Origin of the sequence: Xenorhabdus mauleonii, assembly GCF_900113945.1 — a bacterium.
GTDB lineage: Bacteria > Pseudomonadota > Gammaproteobacteria > Enterobacterales > Enterobacteriaceae > Xenorhabdus > Xenorhabdus mauleonii.
This window is the reverse complement of the sequence record NZ_FORG01000008.1, coordinates 133411-150752: the sequence shown is the minus strand read 5'-3', so window position 1 is coordinate 150752 and position 17342 is coordinate 133411. Positions and strand designations below refer to the sequence as shown.

At 42.4% G+C, this 17342-nt stretch carries 15 protein-coding genes and 2 tRNA genes; 10 read left to right on the top strand and 7 right to left on the bottom strand.

All coding sequences use genetic code 11. The annotated features are described in order from the left end of the window. Positions 1 to 122: 122 nt before the first annotated feature. Positions 123 to 677: a VOC family protein gene (locus BM100_RS10205; RefSeq protein ID WP_092510561.1), complete on the bottom strand. Its 555-nt coding sequence runs from the start codon at positions 675 to 677 to the stop codon at positions 123 to 125. A gap of 249 nt (positions 678 to 926) precedes the next feature. Between BM100_RS10205 and argS the strand changes: the two genes are divergently transcribed. Together argS and BM100_RS10195 are read left to right on the top strand one after the other, a co-directional pair. Further along, positions 927 to 2657, top strand: coding sequence for an arginine--tRNA ligase (gene argS / locus BM100_RS10200; RefSeq protein ID WP_092510559.1), 1731 nt, complete (start codon positions 927 to 929; stop codon positions 2655 to 2657). Positions 2658 to 3198: 541 nt separating this feature from the next. Continuing rightward, entirely contained in the window at positions 3199 to 3996 is a 798-nt protein-coding gene (locus BM100_RS10195) for a hypothetical protein (protein WP_092510557.1), read from the top strand. Between the two features lie 70 nt (positions 3997 to 4066). Here the strand turns inward: BM100_RS10195 and murJ are convergent, their stop codons facing one another. After that, on the bottom strand, positions 4067 to 5605 hold the full coding sequence (gene murJ / locus BM100_RS10190) for a murein biosynthesis integral membrane protein MurJ (RefSeq protein ID WP_092510555.1): 1539 nt from the start codon (positions 5603 to 5605) through the stop codon (positions 4067 to 4069). 162 nt (positions 5606 to 5767) lie between these two features. Continuing rightward, positions 5768 to 6355: a ribosomal protein S5-alanine N-acetyltransferase gene (gene rimJ / locus BM100_RS10180; protein WP_092510553.1), complete on the bottom strand. Its 588-nt coding sequence runs from the start codon at positions 6353 to 6355 to the stop codon at positions 5768 to 5770. Between the two features lie 176 nt (positions 6356 to 6531). Between rimJ and mdtH the strand changes: the two genes are divergently transcribed. Both mdtH and BM100_RS10170 read left to right on the top strand, forming a co-directional pair. Beyond that, entirely contained in the window at positions 6532 to 7737 is a 1206-nt protein-coding gene (mdtH, locus tag BM100_RS10175) for a multidrug efflux MFS transporter MdtH (protein WP_092510551.1), read from the top strand. A gap of 71 nt (positions 7738 to 7808) precedes the next feature. Continuing rightward, entirely contained in the window at positions 7809 to 8372 is a 564-nt protein-coding gene (locus BM100_RS10170) for a lipoprotein (protein ID WP_092510549.1), read from the top strand. A 183-nt stretch (positions 8373 to 8555) separates the two neighbouring features. Here BM100_RS10170 and BM100_RS10165 read toward each other — a convergent pair whose 3' ends face one another. Continuing rightward, a complete protein-coding gene (locus BM100_RS10165) occupies positions 8556 to 9101 on the bottom strand; it encodes a TorD/DmsD family molecular chaperone (RefSeq protein WP_092510547.1) in 546 nt (181 codons plus the stop codon). 76 nt (positions 9102 to 9177) lie between these two features. Beyond that, positions 9178 to 10119 (bottom strand): glyoxylate/hydroxypyruvate reductase GhrA, encoded by a 942-nt coding sequence (ghrA, locus tag BM100_RS10160; RefSeq protein ID WP_092510545.1) that lies wholly within the window; start codon positions 10117 to 10119, stop codon positions 9178 to 9180. 310 nt (positions 10120 to 10429) lie between these two features. On the opposite strand from ghrA, the gene BM100_RS10155 reads away from it, so the two are divergent. After that, positions 10430 to 10519: transfer RNA gene (locus BM100_RS10155), tRNA-Ser, on the top strand. Positions 10520 to 10614: 95 nt separating this feature from the next. Next, positions 10615 to 10704 (top strand) — tRNA-Ser (locus tag BM100_RS10150). Positions 10705 to 10750: 46 nt separating this feature from the next. On the opposite strand, the gene BM100_RS10145 is transcribed toward BM100_RS10150, so the two are convergent. Further along, a complete protein-coding gene (locus BM100_RS10145) occupies positions 10751 to 11755 on the bottom strand; it encodes an NAD(P)H-quinone oxidoreductase (RefSeq protein ID WP_092510543.1) in 1005 nt (334 codons plus the stop codon). A 165-nt stretch (positions 11756 to 11920) separates the two neighbouring features. Next, positions 11921 to 12694, bottom strand: a complete 774-nt coding sequence (locus BM100_RS10140; protein WP_092510541.1) for an alpha/beta fold hydrolase — start codon at positions 12692 to 12694, stop codon at positions 11921 to 11923. Positions 12695 to 13156: 462 nt separating this feature from the next. Between BM100_RS10140 and BM100_RS10135 the strand changes: the two genes are divergently transcribed. From BM100_RS10135 to BM100_RS10120, 4 genes are read left to right on the top strand one after another with little or no spacing between them, the layout of a single operon-like run. Continuing rightward, on the top strand, positions 13157 to 13780 hold the full coding sequence (locus tag BM100_RS10135; RefSeq protein WP_092510539.1) for a CDP-alcohol phosphatidyltransferase family protein: 624 nt from the start codon (positions 13157 to 13159) through the stop codon (positions 13778 to 13780). 9 nt (positions 13781 to 13789) lie between these two features. Beyond that, positions 13790 to 15562, top strand: a complete 1773-nt coding sequence (locus tag BM100_RS10130) for a bifunctional alpha/beta hydrolase/class I SAM-dependent methyltransferase (RefSeq protein WP_092510537.1) — start codon at positions 13790 to 13792, stop codon at positions 15560 to 15562. Between the two features lie 10 nt (positions 15563 to 15572). Then, positions 15573 to 16913, top strand: coding sequence for a phosphatase PAP2/dual specificity phosphatase family protein (locus BM100_RS10125; RefSeq protein ID WP_092510534.1), 1341 nt, complete (start codon positions 15573 to 15575; stop codon positions 16911 to 16913). A gap of 1 nt (position 16914) precedes the next feature. Then, positions 16915 to 17313, top strand: a complete 399-nt coding sequence (locus BM100_RS10120; RefSeq protein WP_092510532.1) for a hypothetical protein — start codon at positions 16915 to 16917, stop codon at positions 17311 to 17313. Positions 17314 to 17342: the final 29 nt, after the last annotated feature.

Sequence of the window (17342 nt, the reverse complement as noted above, 5' to 3'; positions counted from 1 at the left end):
GTTTTTTGCTTGTCGCAACACAGAAGGATTCACATTATGAGACATCAGTGAACATTTAAAGCAGAAAATATTAAATTGCGAAGTAAGTTAAATTCTCATAATAAACAACTTGATTTCTTCGATCATACTTCGCTTTTAATAATTTCCTTGAGCGAAAAAGGATGAAATTTAATTGTGATTTCGCCATTTGTCACCGCCAGCGTTGGGTTTGGCAACCTTTCGGCACTGCCTTTTGGAAGGCTCTCTTTTGTCCGGAAATTATCCGGCAGTACGTCGGGAAATAATTTATAGGCTTCGGAAAGAAGCTGTTCTGGTTGTACAGGTAAAACAAGCTCAACATGTTCCCAACCTTGATGAGCATATTGTTTTTTCGTCGGATAAGGCAGTTCCACACAATCAATTTGCCAACCAAGTATGACGATTGGTTGCTCCAATTCAAACAAGCAAATTGGACGGCCATTGATAATGTTATCCGAAATCAACTTACCGCATTGCAGAAAACCTTGACGCCAGCGATCAGCGGTTGACGTTTCATTGCAACGTACAGAAATGTGATCAGCGAGATATTGCGAAATAGGTAAACCAAGTTCCCCACCGAATTGCTGTAACTTTTGCTCAAAAATTCTTAGATCAGCAACTAAATCCTGCAATGTAGAAATTGTTGAAAAATGGGTCATCTTTCCTCCATCAAAAAACGTCAAAATTGCTCTCTCATCCCAATGACACATTCAGGATAGTATCAAATAGCAAATAATCGTCTGAAAGACAGGCTAAAAATAAAAAAGTCATGCCGCCAACAGCGGCCGATGGTAGCATGCAGGATGCTGAATATGATATAAAACCCGTTATTTTCTTATAATCCCCCCCATGAAAGTTTTTGCTTAATTTAAAAACAGGAACTTTCGTGTGTAACTTAAGGTAACACGGTGAATATTCAGGCCACTCTTTCAGAAAAAATCAGCCAAGCGCTGATTGCAGCAGGCGCTCCAGCCGATAGTGAAGCCCACGTCCGTCAATCTGCAAAAGCTCAATTTGGTGATTACCAAGCTAATGGCGTCATGGCAGCAGCGAAAAAGATGGGCATGCCACCCCGACAATTGGCAGAAAAAGTTGTCGGTTTACTGGATCTGCAAGGGGTTGCCAGCAAAATTGAAATCGCAGGGCCTGGCTTTATCAATATTTTCCTGGATAAAGCATGGATTGCCGCCAATATCGAAACTGCACTGAAAGCTGAAAAACTGGGTGTTGCTCCGGTAGAACCACAAACCATCGTCATCGATTATTCCGCCCCCAATGTTGCGAAGCAGATGCACATTGGCCATATTCGCTCCACCATCATTGGCGATGCCGCAGTACGTACACTGGAATTTCTGGGTCACAACGTTATCCGTGCCAACCACCTTGGTGACTGGGGAACCCAATTTGGCATGCTGATTGCCTATCTGGAAAAAGCCCAAAATGAAAACGCCAACGATATGGTGTTAGCCGATTTAGAAGAGTTCTACCGCGAAGCGAAGAAAACGTACGATGAAGATGAAGAGTTTGCCGTCCGTGCCCGCAGTTACGTGGTAAAACTGCAAAGTGGTGATGAATATTGCCGCACAATGTGGCGCAAATTAGTTGATATCACCTTGTCGCAAAATCAGGAAACTTACAAGCGTCTGAATGTCACGCTGACAGAAAAAGATGTGATGGGTGAAAGCCTGTATAACAGTATGTTGCCCGGCGTTGTCGCTGATTTGAAACAACGTGGGATTGCGGTGGAGAGTGAAGGCGCTACCGTGGTTTACCTTGATGAATACAAGAATAAAGAAGGCGAACCAATGGGTGTTATCATCCAGAAAAAAGACGGTGGTTACCTTTACACCACAACAGATATCGCCTGTGCCAAATACCGCCATGAAGTTCTCCATGCCGACCGCGTTCTCTACTACATTGATTCACGCCAGCATCAGCACTTGATGCAAGCATGGTCAATCGTGCGCAAAGCAGGCTATATTCCTGAGTCGATGTCACTTGAGCACCATATGTTCGGCATGATGTTGGGTAAAGATGGCAAGCCATTCAAAACCCGCGCTGGCGGCACCGTGAAATTGTCTGATTTATTGGATGAAGCCATTGAGCGTGCGGATGCGCTGATCCGTGAGAAAAACCCTGATATGCCAGAAGACGAACTGAAAAAAGTGGTCGAGGCTGTCGGCATTGGCGCAGTAAAATATGCTGACCTTTCAAAAAGCCGTACCACTGACTACGTTTTTGACTGGGACAACATGCTCGCTTTTGAAGGTAATACCGCACCGTATATGCAATATGCTTACACCCGCGTGAACTCTATTTTCAAACGCGCAGAAATTGATGAAAGCAGTTTAACGCACCCGGTTCTTCTGAACGAAGAGCGTGAGCAAGCTCTGGCAACCCGGTTGTTGCAATTTGAAGAAACCATCACAACCGTCGCCCGCGAAGGTACACCTCATGTCATGTGTGCTTATCTGTATGATTTAGCGGGTTTGTTTTCCGGTTTCTACGAACATTGCCCGATTCTCAGCGCTGACAGTGAGGAATTGCGTCAGAGCCGACTGAAATTGGCCTTGCTGACCGCAAAAACCCTGAAACAAGGTCTTGATACTTTAGGGATTCAAACTGTAGAACGGATGTAATTGTTTTCAGCCTTATTCCGTGCGACATACGGAATAAGGCTTATTCATATTATTTTGAGTTGCTATTTAGGGAATTAAATCTGATTTACTGGCTTACTTCCGGAACCATCTGATTATTACTTAAATTAATACAATCTGATATACATCATATTTCACGTAAAGAAAGCTCGATTCTATTTTTGCGAACGGATGAATCATTAAATCAAAACACCTGAACAGATAAATAAATGAGCTTGAAGCCCTTACACTGACTCAATGGTGATATTTTAGTTATAAAATCAACATATTGAATAACAACATAAGATAATATACATAAGCATATTACTATTATTCATAGCCAATTAATTAAAACTCGTTAATGTAAAGCATTACACATTCTTATCTAAATAAAATAATTTTCATTTTTAGTTGACACAATTAAAATAATGGAATTAAATAATTCATCATAATATAAACCTATTAAATTCATCAGCGCAATGCCGTCCCTATTTAAAAGAAAGATCATTAAATAGAATAACTAATTTAAAAATGAGGAAATATTATGCATGAACATCTCATTTACAATACATACTATCAAGTAATAAATCCATCTGTATCTGAAGTAAGCAATTGGACCGCTTATGCTGATGCTGAAACTTATAGGTCAATCCGAATTAAATGGGATACTGAACGTGGTATTGCATTACATGTTCCTTTGCCTAATGATAAGATTATGCTGAATCTCGGTTTTATTTGTGTTAACAGAGAAAACACTAATCCGAGGCTACCGCAACTTACTTATGATGGTTACCCAAACAATAAACACAGAATTTATGAACTCGTACGACATGATTTTGTCGACATTCATCTTGATGTCTATCAGACACATATTTTACCCAAATTAATAGGGAAATATGGACTTGGCAATACGAAGGAATTTCATGAAGTTGTATATAATTATTGTAAATCTGATTATATTCCTTGCGACGAGAATCTTTTCAAGGATCTAATCGAAAACCCTCTAATCGAAAACCCAATCGAAAATCAAACTTTCAATCGCAATAATATACTTCGTAGAACCAATCGTATTTTTAGCCCCTCACTCAGGCCCACAGAAAATAATTCAGATAACCCGACCGGGTTTCACGACACCATAGGCAATTATAGCAATACTATGAATGTGATTGCGCACAATAATCCAAATGATGCTCCAGAGAGTTCAGGTCAATTCAACCGCACAAACCGTACAATTAGAGGCCGCCAAGGCATAACTGGTAGCTATCCAACATATGATGGAGGAAGAGTATTACGTAGCCCTCTAGAATCATCTAGATTAAAGAGAAATAATGGACAAAAATAATTATTAATGCTGCTTAATATCCATTATTGAGCAGCATTTAATAAAAATATATTTAGCTAAGGAATTTTTGTTATTGTAATCCCCGATGGGCAAAATCTTTCAATCTGAACCCCATCAAGGCCAATGCGACAAAATAACTCCCCGCACCAGCAATCACAACGCCCATCAGCCGTAGCAACCGCATTGCCATATTCCCCTGCTCCCAGGCTGGCATAAACCACAACATTGCCAGTAATACCCCGACCATCACGGCAATCGCCACCGCTAGTTTCAACAAAAATACATTCCAGCCAGCCAACGGCTTAAAGATCTCTCGCTTACGCATCTGCCAATAAAGCATGCCAGCGTTGAAGCAAGCAGCCAGACCGATAGAGAGTGCCAATCCCGCATGTTTTAACGGGCCGATAAAAACAAGGTTCATGAGCTGAGTTAAAATCAGAGTTGCAATCGCAATTTTGACCGGCGTTTTAATGTCTTGGCGAGAATAGAAACCAGGAGCAAGCACTTTAACAACAATTAACCCCATCAAACCAAAGCAGTAAGCGATTAACGCCCTTTGCGTCATTTGTGCATCAAACGCGGAGAAGTGACCATATTGAAAAAGAGAAACCGTCAGTGGCTCCGCTAAAATCCCTAATGCCACAGCACAAGGCAAAGCCAGCAAGAAACAGAGACGCAAGCCCCAATCCATTAATTTCCGGTACTCTTCATGATTGCCACTGGAAAAGCTTTTCGCCAAAGAAGGAAGCAGTATCGTTCCTAGTGCGACTCCCAGCACACCAGACGGTAACTCCATTAAGCGGTCCGCATAATACATCCATGAAACCGAACCGGAGACCAAAAATGAAGCAAAAATGGTATTGATAATCAATGAAATCTGGCTGACTGATACTCCCAAAATGGCAGGTCCCATTTGGCGAATAACGCGCCAGACGCCGCTGTCACGAAAAGAAACCCGGGGTAATACCAGCATGCCTACTTTTTTGAGATGAGGAAGTTGATAAACCAATTGCAAAATACCACCAGCAACAACTGCCCACCCTAATGCCATCACCGGTGGGTTGCAGTAAGGTGCTACAAACAGTGCAAAAAAAATCATGCTGATGTTAAGCAGCGTTGGGGCAAACGCTGGCACGGAAAAGCGGTTCCATGTATTGAGAATAGCCCCCGCCAATGAAGCCAGTGATATCAGAAAAATATAGGGAAAAGTAATTCTGAGCAGATCACGCGTTAAGGCAAATTTATCCGGTGTATCTGTAAATCCCGGCGCAGTGGCATAAATGACCCAAGGCGCTGCAAGTACCCCTATCACTGTAACTATCGCCAGAATCAGCGTCAGCATGCCTGATACATACGCGATAAACGTACGTGTGGCTTCATCCCCCTGTTGGTTTTTATATTCAGCAAGAATAGGCACAAATGCCTGAGAAAACGCGCCTTCAGCAAAAATACGGCGCAGCAAGTTAGGTAATTTGAAGGCAACAAAAAACGCATCCGTTGCGACTCCAGCACCAAATATACGGGCAATGATAGCATCACGAATAAAACCCAGAACGCGGGAAAACATCGTCATTGAGCTAACTGCTGCCAGTGATTTCAATAAATTCATGGTGTTAGTCTAAAAGTTGATTTTTATGAAATGAGCATAAAAGAGATAAAGCTATCTTCAAAATGTCATGCAAATGGCAGATAAAACATTCTGGTAAGATAGCAGCCGTGCTCAAAGTCTAACAGACAAAAATTATGTCCACATGGGTTAATTCGCGATGCCTCATGAACCTACCTTGCCCCACATATCATCTGTCAACGAAGTCAGTACATGATCTTGCCAAACACCATCTATCATTAAGTAACTTTTGGCATACCCTTCCTTTTCAAAACCCAATTTTTCGAGCAAGTTGCCACTGCGATGATTATGCGGCATATAGTTAGCCATAATGCGGTGCATTTTCTGATGGCGTTGCATATAACAAATCGCGGGTTGCAGTGCTTCATACATCAATCCCTTCCCTTGCCATTTTTCACCCAAGGAATAACCCAGATAACAAGAGTGAAAGGCACCACGCACAACATTAGTGAAATTGGCGACCCCCAGAATTTCATTTTCATCAGGATCCAATAACAAAAAATTAAATGCCGCTTCTTGCCTTTGCAATTCCGCAATATAAGTCAGTCTATTTGTCCAGCCGGAAGGTTGGTAAAAGCTGCCATCTCTCGTTGGCTCCCATGGCTTCAAGAAATCTTTATTTTCTGCATAATAGTCCGCCAACCTATAGGCATCGCGCTCATACACCAGACGAACGACTATCCTATCCGTAATAAAGCGAAGCTTGGATGATGTAGAACGATAACCAAACATATATTCTCCCAATATATTTATCTTGAAAAAATGCGCAATAATTAAACTATTATGGAAGCTCTTGCCAGCCTTTGACGATAAAAAAATATCATCTACACGCCCCCTATCTTAAAGAGAAGATAAAGTCCAAAATAATTAAAGATTCCTCTTATTTTCTCACATATTAATGGTGCAAAATGTCATTGGTTTCACAAGCACGTCGCTTGGGCAAATATTTTCTTTTAATTGACAATCTAATTGTTGTTTTGGGATTTTTTGTTGTCTTTCCTTTAATTTCAATTCGCTTTGTCGAACAACTTGGCTGGGCTGCGGCTATCGTTGGTTTTGCTCTGGGTCTGCGCCAATTAACACAACAAGGGTTGGGCATTTTTGGTGGCGCCATTGCCGACAAGTTTGGAGCCAAGCCATTAATTGTCACTGGTATGTTATTGCGTGCTGTGGGTTTTGGTTTGATGGCACTGGCCTCTGAACCCTGGATATTGCTCCTTTCCTGTATTTTGTCTGGGCTGGGTGGAACTTTGTTCGATCCCCCGAGGGCAGCCTTGATAATTAAGCTAACCCGTCCCCATGAGCGCGGGCGCTTTTATTCAATTTTGTTGATGCAAGACAGTGCTGGTGCCGTAATTGGTGCCCTAATCGGTAGTTGGTTGCTGCAATACAATTTTAATATTGTTTGCTGGGTTGGTGCTGCTATTTTTGTTCTGGTTGCATTATTGAATGCCTATTTTTTACCCGCATACCGCATTTCAACAATCCGGACACCGATCAAGGAAGGTATGAAACGCGTCATTAAAGATAGTCGATTCTTTTTTTACGTACTAACTTTGACTGGCTTTTTTGTTTTGTCAGTACAAGTAATGTTGATGTTTCCAATCATTATTCATGAAATTTCAGGTACTGCTGCTGCGGTTAAGTGGATGTATGCCATTGAGGCCTTTATTTCATTGACTCTTCTCTACCCAATTGCCCGTTGGAGTGAAAAACGTTTCCGCCAGGAACAACGTTTAATGGCCGGTCTGTGTTTAATGAGCATTTGTATGTTCCCGATTGGCTGGGTCAATCAATTACATATTCTATTCGGGTTAATCAGTTTGTTCTATCTGGGCATGGTAACAGCCGAACCTGCACGTGAAATGTTAAGCGCTTCGCTTACCGATCCTCGGGCGCGCGGCAGTTATATGGGGTTCAGTCGGTTGGGCTTGGCCTTCGGTGGCGTATTGGGCTATACCGGTGGCGGGTGGCTCTACGATACCGGCAAAAATATGAACTTACCTCAGTTACCGTGGATTTTGCTGGGGACTGTCGGCTTGATAACGATTTATGCTCTCCATCGTCAATTCAATCAGAGAAAAATCAAAGCTGCCGTGGTTAGTAAACTTTAATCATGCAAATAAATTAATCATCAGATACTGAATAATGTAAAATCTGCCCGTTGAAATCAAAAGGAGATAATATGAAACGATTTTTCTTAGGGGCAGCGTTGATACTGGTGGGGTTAGTCAGCGGATGTGACCAATTCAAAGAAATTAGTATTAATGAAGGTGTACTCAATGAGTATTTATTAAAAAAAGTTCATTATCAGAAGAACATTGGCCTCTCAGGAGCCGCTACTGCCAATGTTTCTCTTGGTGAACTGACTACTCAAGTCGGCCGTACGGATCCAGAAAAAATCGAACTTTCTGGCCTGGCAAAAGTTCAGTTAGAAACCTTGCTTGGCTCAATACAGGCTGATATGAAACTGACTATCAGAGCTAAGCCAGTATTTGAAGCAGAGAAAGGCGCAATATTCATTAAAGAACTGGAAATTGTTGACTATCAAACAACCCCTGAAAAAGTTGCTGCCCCGTTCAAAGCCTTAATACCTTACCTGAATACCTCTTTAAGTGAGTTTTTTGATACTCACCCAGTTTATGTTTTAAATCCAGAGAAAAGCAAAGCCGAAGCAGCCGCTTCAAAATTAGCCAAAGGCTTGGAAGTTAAGCCCGGTACATTAGTTATCGGCTTGACTGATAAATAATTTTTATCGTCCATTAAACAATATAGGCAAGTTATTAATCAATAACTTGCCTAATTTCACAATTGTTATAACACTCTTATCTAAATCTTATCTATCCCTTTAGCCTGCCACATTACAGCCTTAGGGATATAACTTGAAGGTTATAGCATAGTGTTACTGTGAAAGTCGTATGATAACAATATGTTATTGCTCAGATTCTAACTCTTCACGCAATGCTTGCAATGCCTCGCGGGTAATCATTGCTAACGTCCGGTAAAAACCACTGGTTGCATGAGCTTCAACCTTGCCAAGAAACTGCCCACACCAAGGCAATAAATACTCATCGAATAATGCGGTCTGGGCTTGCACTTCATCTTCCGCTGCTTGATCTTCCAGCCATGACATCGCCAACAATAATGAGCCAAATTGATCAGCTGGTGCATCAGAGAGCGGCATACCTCGCTCTGCTAAAAATTGGCGCACTTCACTTTCTGCATTGCCCGTGTAGTCAGATCGGCAAATTGCCACACTTGCGCTTTCGCCGCTAAACAAAGATTGATAATCCGCTTCAATGACCGATAACTCACTGTTTTGTTGCAATCTGGCCAGCAATTCATCTTGTTCCAAAGGCCATGCTTGCTGTAATTTTCCTTCCGCAATCATAGCCAGCAGGGGTTGCAGAACCGGATCTTGCGGGGCACGGTTAAACAATGTTCCCAAAATTCGGCAGACAATAGAAAACTCGTTCATGATTCAATCTAATCCCAATTACTTATTTGAATTCTGTTATTGTCCCTAATCGTCTGCCTTGCTGTAAAGCAGCTTGTTAATAGCCGCGGTTTATATCAACAATCCCTGTGGGTAATTCCCCCCTTTCCATTCGCCTGATATTTTCACAAATAGCCTCCATAGCCAGCTCAGGAACCGTATTGGCAGCAACATGCGGAGTAATATTGATGCGTGGATGTGTCCAGAAAGGATGAAGCTCTGATAATGGCTCTTCAACAAACACATCAAGGGTTGCACCGGCAATGTAACCTTTATCAATGGCAACCAGCAGGTCTTGCTCGACAAGTTGATTTCCACGCGCCACGTTGATCACATATGAACCTGATTTTAATTGGCTGAATAATGAAAGGTTAAGCATACCGCGAGTTTCTGATGTCTCCGGCAGAACGTTAATCAACACTCGACTTCCGGACAGAAAATCACTCAATTGATCATTCCCGTAAAAACTTTCAACATCATCAAATTGTTTTGGCGTCCGGCTCCAGCAACGAACATGGAAATCCAATGCCTTCAATTTTTCAATAATGCTGCTGCCCAAAACACCTGCCCCTAACACGCCAATAACAAAATCATCTCGATCTCGAGGAGGTAATGGTTTCCAAAGGCGTTGCGCCTGATATTGCTTATACTCATCCATACGGCGGAAATAATGTAAAACAGATGCAATCGCATATTCCTGCATCTGCTTTGCCATTCCGGCGTCTTCAAGCCGTATCAATGGAACACCTTCAGGTAAGGTGCCTGGTTTTTTTAATTCTTGTTTGAGAATAGCGTCCACACCTGCACCAAGTGCAAAAATACCTTTTACTCCCGGGCGATTAGACAACATTTCATGGGGAGGCAGCCAGACAAGGGCATAATCGGCAGGACGATTATCACCGCGGATCCATTGCCGTACTTTGGCATCAGGCAATCTGGCTTGTATCCCTTGAATCCATTCGTCAGCGTTAAAGGTAGGGTGGAAAAAAATAATATTCATAAAATCTCATTCCTTTTTGTTTTTCTGATAGGTTTAATCTATTGCGGCAAGGTTGCAAGTGCCTGGTGAAATGTAGGGAATAAAAATATTACTTATGCTACCTGGTTAACATATTTTCATGGTTCATTGCAAAAAAGGGGGTTTTGCGCCCATAACTGGTTGCCTAGCATGCAAATTGTTTTTTATTTGTCTAATCAATCAAAAAGCCTGAAAAAATAGTCATAAGCATGTTGACGCCCGCACCGCTTTTCCCTATAGTAGCGCCCCGTTGCAGCGAAGAACGTAAGCGAAACACTGTAACACAAAATATGGTGAGGTGTCCGAGAGGCTGAAGGAGCACGCCTGGAAAGTGTGTATACGTGAAAACGTATCGAGGGTTCGAATCCCTCCCTCACCGCCATATTCTATGAAAGAGCCTGACTAAATGCTCAGGCTTTTTCAGTTAAGTATTAAGCAGTTCTGTATTTTTTTCGAATACAGCAAAACACAACATTTGGTGAGGTGTCCGAGAGGCTGAAGGAGCACGCCTGGAAAGTGTGTATACGTGAAAACGTATCGAGGGTTCGAATCCCTCCCTCACCGCCATTTTTCATAAAAAAACCTGAACATCACGTTCAGGTTTTTTTTGCGTTTATACAGCCAACATGATTTTTCCAATATGTGCACTGCTTTCCATCAAGGCGTGGGCTTCCGCAGCCTGTCCTAAAGGAAAAGTTTTAAAGATCTGTGGCCTTATCAATCCCTTTTCTAACAACGGCCAAACTTTTTCCTTTAACTCATCAGCGATACGGGCTTTATCTTCAATACTGCGGGAACGTAACGTAGATCCTGTAATAGTCAGGCGCTTTTGCAGTAAAGGCATGAGATTCAGTTCCTTTGCCTTACCATTCTGGAAACCAATTTGGATAATCCGCCCTTCTATTGCTGCGGCCTGAAAATTCTTTGCCACATAATCCCCTGCGATCAAATCAACTATCACATCAGCACCGTGTCCATGAGTTGCTTGATGAGTCCTTTCTATAAAATCTTCCGTTCTATAATTGATAGAAACATCAGCCCCCAATGCTAGGCTGGCCTGCCGTTTATCTTCAGAGCCGACAGTCGTTATTACATAAGCATTGAATGCTTTTGCCAATAAAGTGGCCACCGTACCAATACCCGAAGTCCCGCCATGAATTAAAACAGTTTCCCCCGCCTTCAATTTGCCACGTTGAAATAAATTCACCCACACGGTAAAGAATGTCTCCGGCAATGCGGCAGCTTCCAACAAGCTATAATTCTTGGGTACGGGTAACGCATTACTTTCATGTACCTTGCAATATTCAGCATATCCGCCCCCCGCAACCAGAGCACATACCTGATCCCCGACCGCATGATTTTTTACATCCGCACCAAGGGCAGCAACCGTGCCCGAAATTTCTAAACCCGGAATATCAGAAGCACCAGGAGGAGGAGGATAATATCCGCGCCTTTGCATTACATCCGGTCTGTTAACGCCTGCCGCAGCCACTTTGACTAATATCTCTTCTGGGCCAATGTCAGGAACAGGCATTTTTGTCAGAGTCAAAACATCAGGCTCCCCAGGATGAACAATTTCAATTGCCGCCATATTTTTGGGTTCTATGTCTACTGGCATTTCTTGGTCCTTATAAATAAGGTGAATGATTCATATAGATTACCAGCAAAAAAGCCTGTATCTCCAATCAAGCAACTACATATTCGGATCTCATTTATCCAGACGTAATCAATCTAGCAACGGCATCATGTTGTTAAAAACGACATCAGTTTAATAAAGGCGGCTTTATTTTGGTAAGAATTTTGTCAGAAATGGGATCAGCATTTCTGGGTTTTCTTCGTGGGGAGAATGCCCTAAGAACGGAATGTTTAACAAACAAGAGTGAGCCACGTTTTCAGCTAATTCAGCAGAATTGATACGTGAAACCAATTTATCATTGTCACCCCGGATGACCAGCAACTTACAGGTTATTTGACGAATTGCTTCATTCGGGTAACTGTTCTCACTGGTATCAAGCCACATGGAAACAAGCACCTCGATCAGTTTGTTGAAATCAGCTTGTGGGTTCAAACGCTGATAACTTTCATAGGTATCAGGCAACATTGCACGCCAACCCTCCGCGGTGACCTGTTTCGTGATTTCTTTCATCGGATCATTTTCCTGCAATGTCCAATGAGTACCAATCACTACCATTTTATCAACCGGGATAGTCCCCGCCGCGGCCAATCGCAAAGCAACAATACCGCCATCACTGTGCCCAATAATACTGTATTTCTTCAATCCCAAATGCCTGATTATTGCTTCTACATCTTGCTGAATCCGTTTGTACGTCAGATTTTCTTTCCCCAGCGTTGACTTTCCCTGCCCCCGGCTATCTATGCCAATAAGTTGATAGGTATTTCCAAAATGATTCGCAAGACGGTTAAACGTCTCAATGTCACTTAAGCCGCCGTGCAGAAAAATTAACGGATAACCTTTTGCATTGCCTTGGATCTCATAATAAATATGAGCACCATCAATTTCTAAATAATGACCTTCTTGATGATTAAACCCTAACATAGAACTTCTCCTTCAACAGAAAAAACGCCAACAGTGAGAAACTGGTTTAAGACATTAAACGTTCTAAGAGTAACAACCGGATGTGTCAATTCCTGTCAGTAGCTTTGCCACAACGCCCCGATAAATAATTATTAAACTAATGTTTAATTTTCACCCTGCAAATTCATCTGCACAGAAAAATAATGACTGTGAAAAATTGCCATAAAAACAACAAATACCTTGCCGAAAACACCTATCATTTACTTAGATAAATCAAATAACTAAGAAAGCACAGCCATCACCTGCCTTCAATGTTACTGGCGGAATACACTAACAAAAGCTGTCAAATAATTCTTAATGAGTTCAATTTATTGGTGTTAGTATCACTAAGAAATTTTATGAGTACATGTATCAATATTTGATAATTCAGAATTATTTATTTTAATAACACCAACGGGTTTACCTACAAGGATTTAAGGCAAGATGACCATTTATAATCTGAAACCTCGTTTCCAAAATTTATTGCGCCCTATCGTCATTTCTCTTTACAAATATGGAATTACCGCCAATCAAGTTACATTGGGGGCAATGGGTTTATCGATTGCTGTAGGTATCGTGCTGAGTTTATTTTCTACCCCCGGCATTTATTGGTTACTGCCTATTTTTCTCTTTATTCGTATGGCGCTGAATGCAATTGATGGCATGTTAGCGCGAGAGCATCACCAAAAATCTCATTTAGGGGCTATTTATAATGAATTGGGCGATATTATTTCTGATGTTGCGCTTTATCTCCCTTTCTGTTTTCTGCCTTTTGTCAGCAGCATGAGCCTGCTGGTTATCTTATTCTTAACTATTTTGACGGAATTTATTGGCGTTTTGACTCAATCTATTGGGGCGTCACGACGTTATGACGGCCCAATGGGAAAAAGTGACCGTGCTTTTATCTTCGGTGCCTATGGGCTAATCATCGCCATTCTCCCTTCAGCATTAAGTTGGAGTGACTATTTGTTCCCTTTCATAACTATTTTACTTCTGATGACTTGCTATCAGCGTGTTGTTAAAGCCTTACGTGAAATCAGGCTGGCTGAACAGTCACAATCTAAATAAGGCATAAAAATGACACAAATACCCAATCAACGTATTGCTGAAGAACACTATTTCACTGCCTCGGATCACGCATTCTTGTTTTACCGCTATTGGCCGCAAGCACAGGCTGAGGCGGAAAAAGCTATTATTATTTTTCATCGTGGCCATGAGCATTCAGGACGACTACAACATGTCGTTGACGAACTTGATCTCCCTGATGTGCCGATGTTCGCATGGGATGCGCGTGGTCACGGAAAAACTGAGGGGCCACGGGGTTATAGCCCTTCAATGGGCACCTCAATTCGTGATGTTGATGAATTTGTCAGGTTTATCTCCACTCAATACCGTATTCCGATGAAAAACATTGTGGTGATAGGCCAAAGTGTCGGTGCCGTGTTGGTATCCGCATGGGTACATGACTATGCACCGAAAATCCGTGCCATGATCCTCGCAGCACCTGCATTTGATATCAAATTGTATGTTCCCTTTGCTGTACAGGGCCTGCAATTAATGCAAAAAGCACGGGGGCTGTTTTTCGTCAACTCCTATGTAAAAGCAAAATTCCTGACTCATGATGAAGCCCGCGTTGCTTCATATAACAACGATCCACTCATTACCCGAGAAATCGCTGTCAACATCTTGTTGGAACTGTACCAAACCGCAGGACGCGTCGTGAAAGATGCCGGTGCCATTACTGTGCCCACGCAGTTGTTTATTTCTGGCAGCGATTATGTCGTGAACCATAAATCACAACACCAGTTTTATCAGCAATTAAATACCCCGATCAAAGAAAAGCATATTATGGAAGGGTTTTATCACGATACGCTGGGTGAAAAAGATCGCCATTTGGTCTTCGCTAAAATACGTACTTTTATTGAACGTACTTTTGCCATACCTCATTACCAACATAATTACAGTAATGAAGATATTTGGAGCTATACCGCAGATGAATTCCGTAAATTAAGCCTGCCATTGCCGCGCCTGTGTCCCAAAAATCTTGGTTATAAACTGATGCGCAAGGCCATGAATACACGTTGGGGCAAAGCCTCTGAAGGCATCCGCATTGGTCTTGAAACAGGGTTTGATTCTGGATCTACGTTGGATTATGTCTATCTCAATCAACCACAAGGCCAAGGAATGTTAGGGCGGGCAATAGATCAGATCTATCTCAGAAGTAATATCGGTTGGCGCGGCATACGCCAGCGAAAAATCAATATGGAAATGCTCATCCGTCAGGCTATTCGTCAACTGCAACAACAACATCAACCGGTTCGCATCCTTGACATAGCCGCAGGTCACGGACGTTATGTCCTCGATGCAATCAATGATTTCAGCAAAGTGGATTCCATTTTGTTAAGGGATTACAGCGAGATTAACGTCAATCAGGGGCAAGCCTATATTGAAGAACGTAACCTCACAGAAAAAATTCGTTTTGTTATCGGTGATGCGTTTAATGCAGCAAGTATTGCATCCATTACCCCTGCACCAACACTCGGTATTGTTTCTGGTCTTTATGAATTGTTCCCTGATAACTCACTGATTAAAAATTCCCTGGCCGCGCTTGCCGATGCTATCGCAGAGAATGGTTATTTGATTTATACCGGGCAGCCTTGGCATCCACAACTTGAAACGATTGCCCGTGTGTTATCCAGTCACCGCCAAAACCAAGCGTGGGTCATGCGTCGGCGCACTCAAGGTGAAATAGATGCATTGGTAGAAAATGCCGGTTTTGAAAAGCAGTATCAGTTAACTGATAACTGGGGCATTTTTACCGTATCTATCGCGAAGAGAGTCCAGCGCTGAGAATAATGAAATGAAACAACCCATACCATTTATCCCTGAAAGCCGTCGGCGTTTATGGCTGACAGCTTTTATTTGGTTGATTTTTCTGGCATCGTTCTTTTTTCTCACTTATGGGCAGGTTAATCAATTTACCGCCCAACGAGATGATGTGGGTGTTATTGCATTCAGTTGGGAACAAAATATTCCTTTTTGGTCATGGTCGATTATTCCTTACTGGAGTATCGATCTCTTTTATGGAATTTCCCTGTTCATTTGCACCAGCCGCCGTGAGCTGTGGTTACATGGCTGGCGATTGATCGCTGCATCACTTATCGCCTGCGCTGGTTTCTTATTATTCCCGCTGAAATTTTCATTTTCCCGGCCTGCAACTGAGGGGATTTTCGGATGGTTATTTGACCAATTGGACATGTTTGATTTGCCCTACAATCAAGCACCTTCATTGCACATTATTTTGCTGTGGTTACTCTGGCTTCGTTATTCCGCACACTTACACGGGTATTGGCGTGGAGTGCTGTACATTTGGTCAACCTTAATTGCACTGTCCGTTCTCACTACGTGGCAACATCATTTTATTGATGCCATCACTGGCTTTGCCGTGGGTGTGATAATCAGTTATCTGTTTCCTATTTCATATCGTTGGTACTGGCAACCGAGCCAAGATAGCTATGCGCGAAAACTGGCTGGATATTATGCTGCAGGTAGTTTGCTATTTATGCTGTCGGCTGCCGGATTAGGTGGTGCTTTATGGATACTGATATGGCCCGCCATCTCATTAATGATGCTGGCTCTCGGCTATGCAGGGTTAGGTTGTTCGATTTTTCAAAAGCAATTAAACGGCCAAATGTCACTTTCGGCCCGCTGGGTATTGGCGCCCTATCAATTAGGAGCCTGGCTTTCTTATCTTTGGTTCCGACGTAAAAGCGCGCCTTATAACCAGATTGTGGAAGGCATTATTCTCGGTAGTTTGCCACACCAGTCAGTAATCGAGTCAACGCGCATTACCAGTGTATTTGACATGACAGCCGAATGGCACAAACACGCTTACCGCACTGCCAATTATATTTGCCAACCCCAGCTCGACTTGCTGCCATTAACGCCTGCAGACTTACAATCCGCTGTTTGTACACTGGATGATTTGCACATAAAGGGCCGTGTATTCATTCATTGCACTCTTGGATTATCCCGCAGCGCTATGGTTGTCGCTGCATGGTTACTGAAACGGCATCCAGAATATAATCTTGCTGCTGTTATAGATATTCTGCGCCAAGTCAGACCACATGTTACTTTCAGACAAACACACATGGATGCCCTTGAGCAATGGGCTGAATATTATTTATATCGGAAAACATAATATGCAATCAGAAAATATGACAGGAAAAGTCGTTATTGCCACATTGAAAAGCTGGTGCTTCATCTCTGGCTTATCTGTATTTGCAGCTTTTATAGCGACAATAATATTTATCACCACATCAGGTCATCAAATCCATTATGCCATGTCGTTGCTCCTTGCCCTATGCTGCCAGTACTATTGCTGGCGCATTTGGCTTGATTGCCGCTATTTTCAGATCCTCAATTTATATCCCGAGAAGAGTGCAGAGTTTGATCAGGCTTTATTGTTGATTTTTAATAAAACACCCCAGCCAAAAACCTTAAATGACCGCATTCAGGGAGCATTAAGATTATTGAAACGAGCTGCTATTGGCTTATTTTTGCAACTAGGGCTGGTTTTTCTATTTATATTGGTGAGGTAAGCACCAGCTTGCCTCCAATTAGGTTTCCC

Bases quoted from the DNA above. Each gene is read 5' to 3' on its own strand.
- BM100_RS10205 (WP_092510561.1), bottom strand. From the start codon at position 677: ATGACCCATTTTTCAACAATTTCTACATTGCAGGATTTAGTTGCTGAT.
- BM100_RS10195 (WP_092510557.1), top strand. From the start codon at position 3,199: ATGCATGAACATCTCATTTACAATACATACTATCAAGTAATAAATCCA.
- murJ (WP_092510555.1), bottom strand. From the start codon at position 5,605: ATGAATTTATTGAAATCACTGGCAGCAGTTAGCTCAATGACGATGTTT.
- rimJ (WP_092510553.1), bottom strand. From the start codon at position 6,355: ATGTTTGGTTATCGTTCTACATCATCCAAGCTTCGCTTTATTACGGAT.
- mdtH (WP_092510551.1), top strand. From the start codon at position 6,532: ATGTCATTGGTTTCACAAGCACGTCGCTTGGGCAAATATTTTCTTTTA.
- BM100_RS10170 (WP_092510549.1), top strand. From the start codon at position 7,809: ATGAAACGATTTTTCTTAGGGGCAGCGTTGATACTGGTGGGGTTAGTC.
- BM100_RS10165 (WP_092510547.1), bottom strand. From the start codon at position 9,101: ATGAACGAGTTTTCTATTGTCTGCCGAATTTTGGGAACATTGTTTAAC.
- ghrA (WP_092510545.1), bottom strand. From the start codon at position 10,119: ATGAATATTATTTTTTTCCACCCTACCTTTAACGCTGACGAATGGATT.
- BM100_RS10145 (WP_092510543.1), bottom strand. From the start codon at position 11,755: ATGCCAGTAGACATAGAACCCAAAAATATGGCGGCAATTGAAATTGTT.
- BM100_RS10140 (WP_092510541.1), bottom strand. From the start codon at position 12,694: ATGTTAGGGTTTAATCATCAAGAAGGTCATTATTTAGAAATTGATGGT.
- BM100_RS10135 (WP_092510539.1), top strand. From the start codon at position 13,157: ATGACCATTTATAATCTGAAACCTCGTTTCCAAAATTTATTGCGCCCT.
- BM100_RS10130 (WP_092510537.1), top strand. From the start codon at position 13,790: ATGACACAAATACCCAATCAACGTATTGCTGAAGAACACTATTTCACT.
- BM100_RS10125 (WP_092510534.1), top strand. From the start codon at position 15,573: ATGAAACAACCCATACCATTTATCCCTGAAAGCCGTCGGCGTTTATGG.
- BM100_RS10120 (WP_092510532.1), top strand. From the start codon at position 16,915: ATGCAATCAGAAAATATGACAGGAAAAGTCGTTATTGCCACATTGAAA.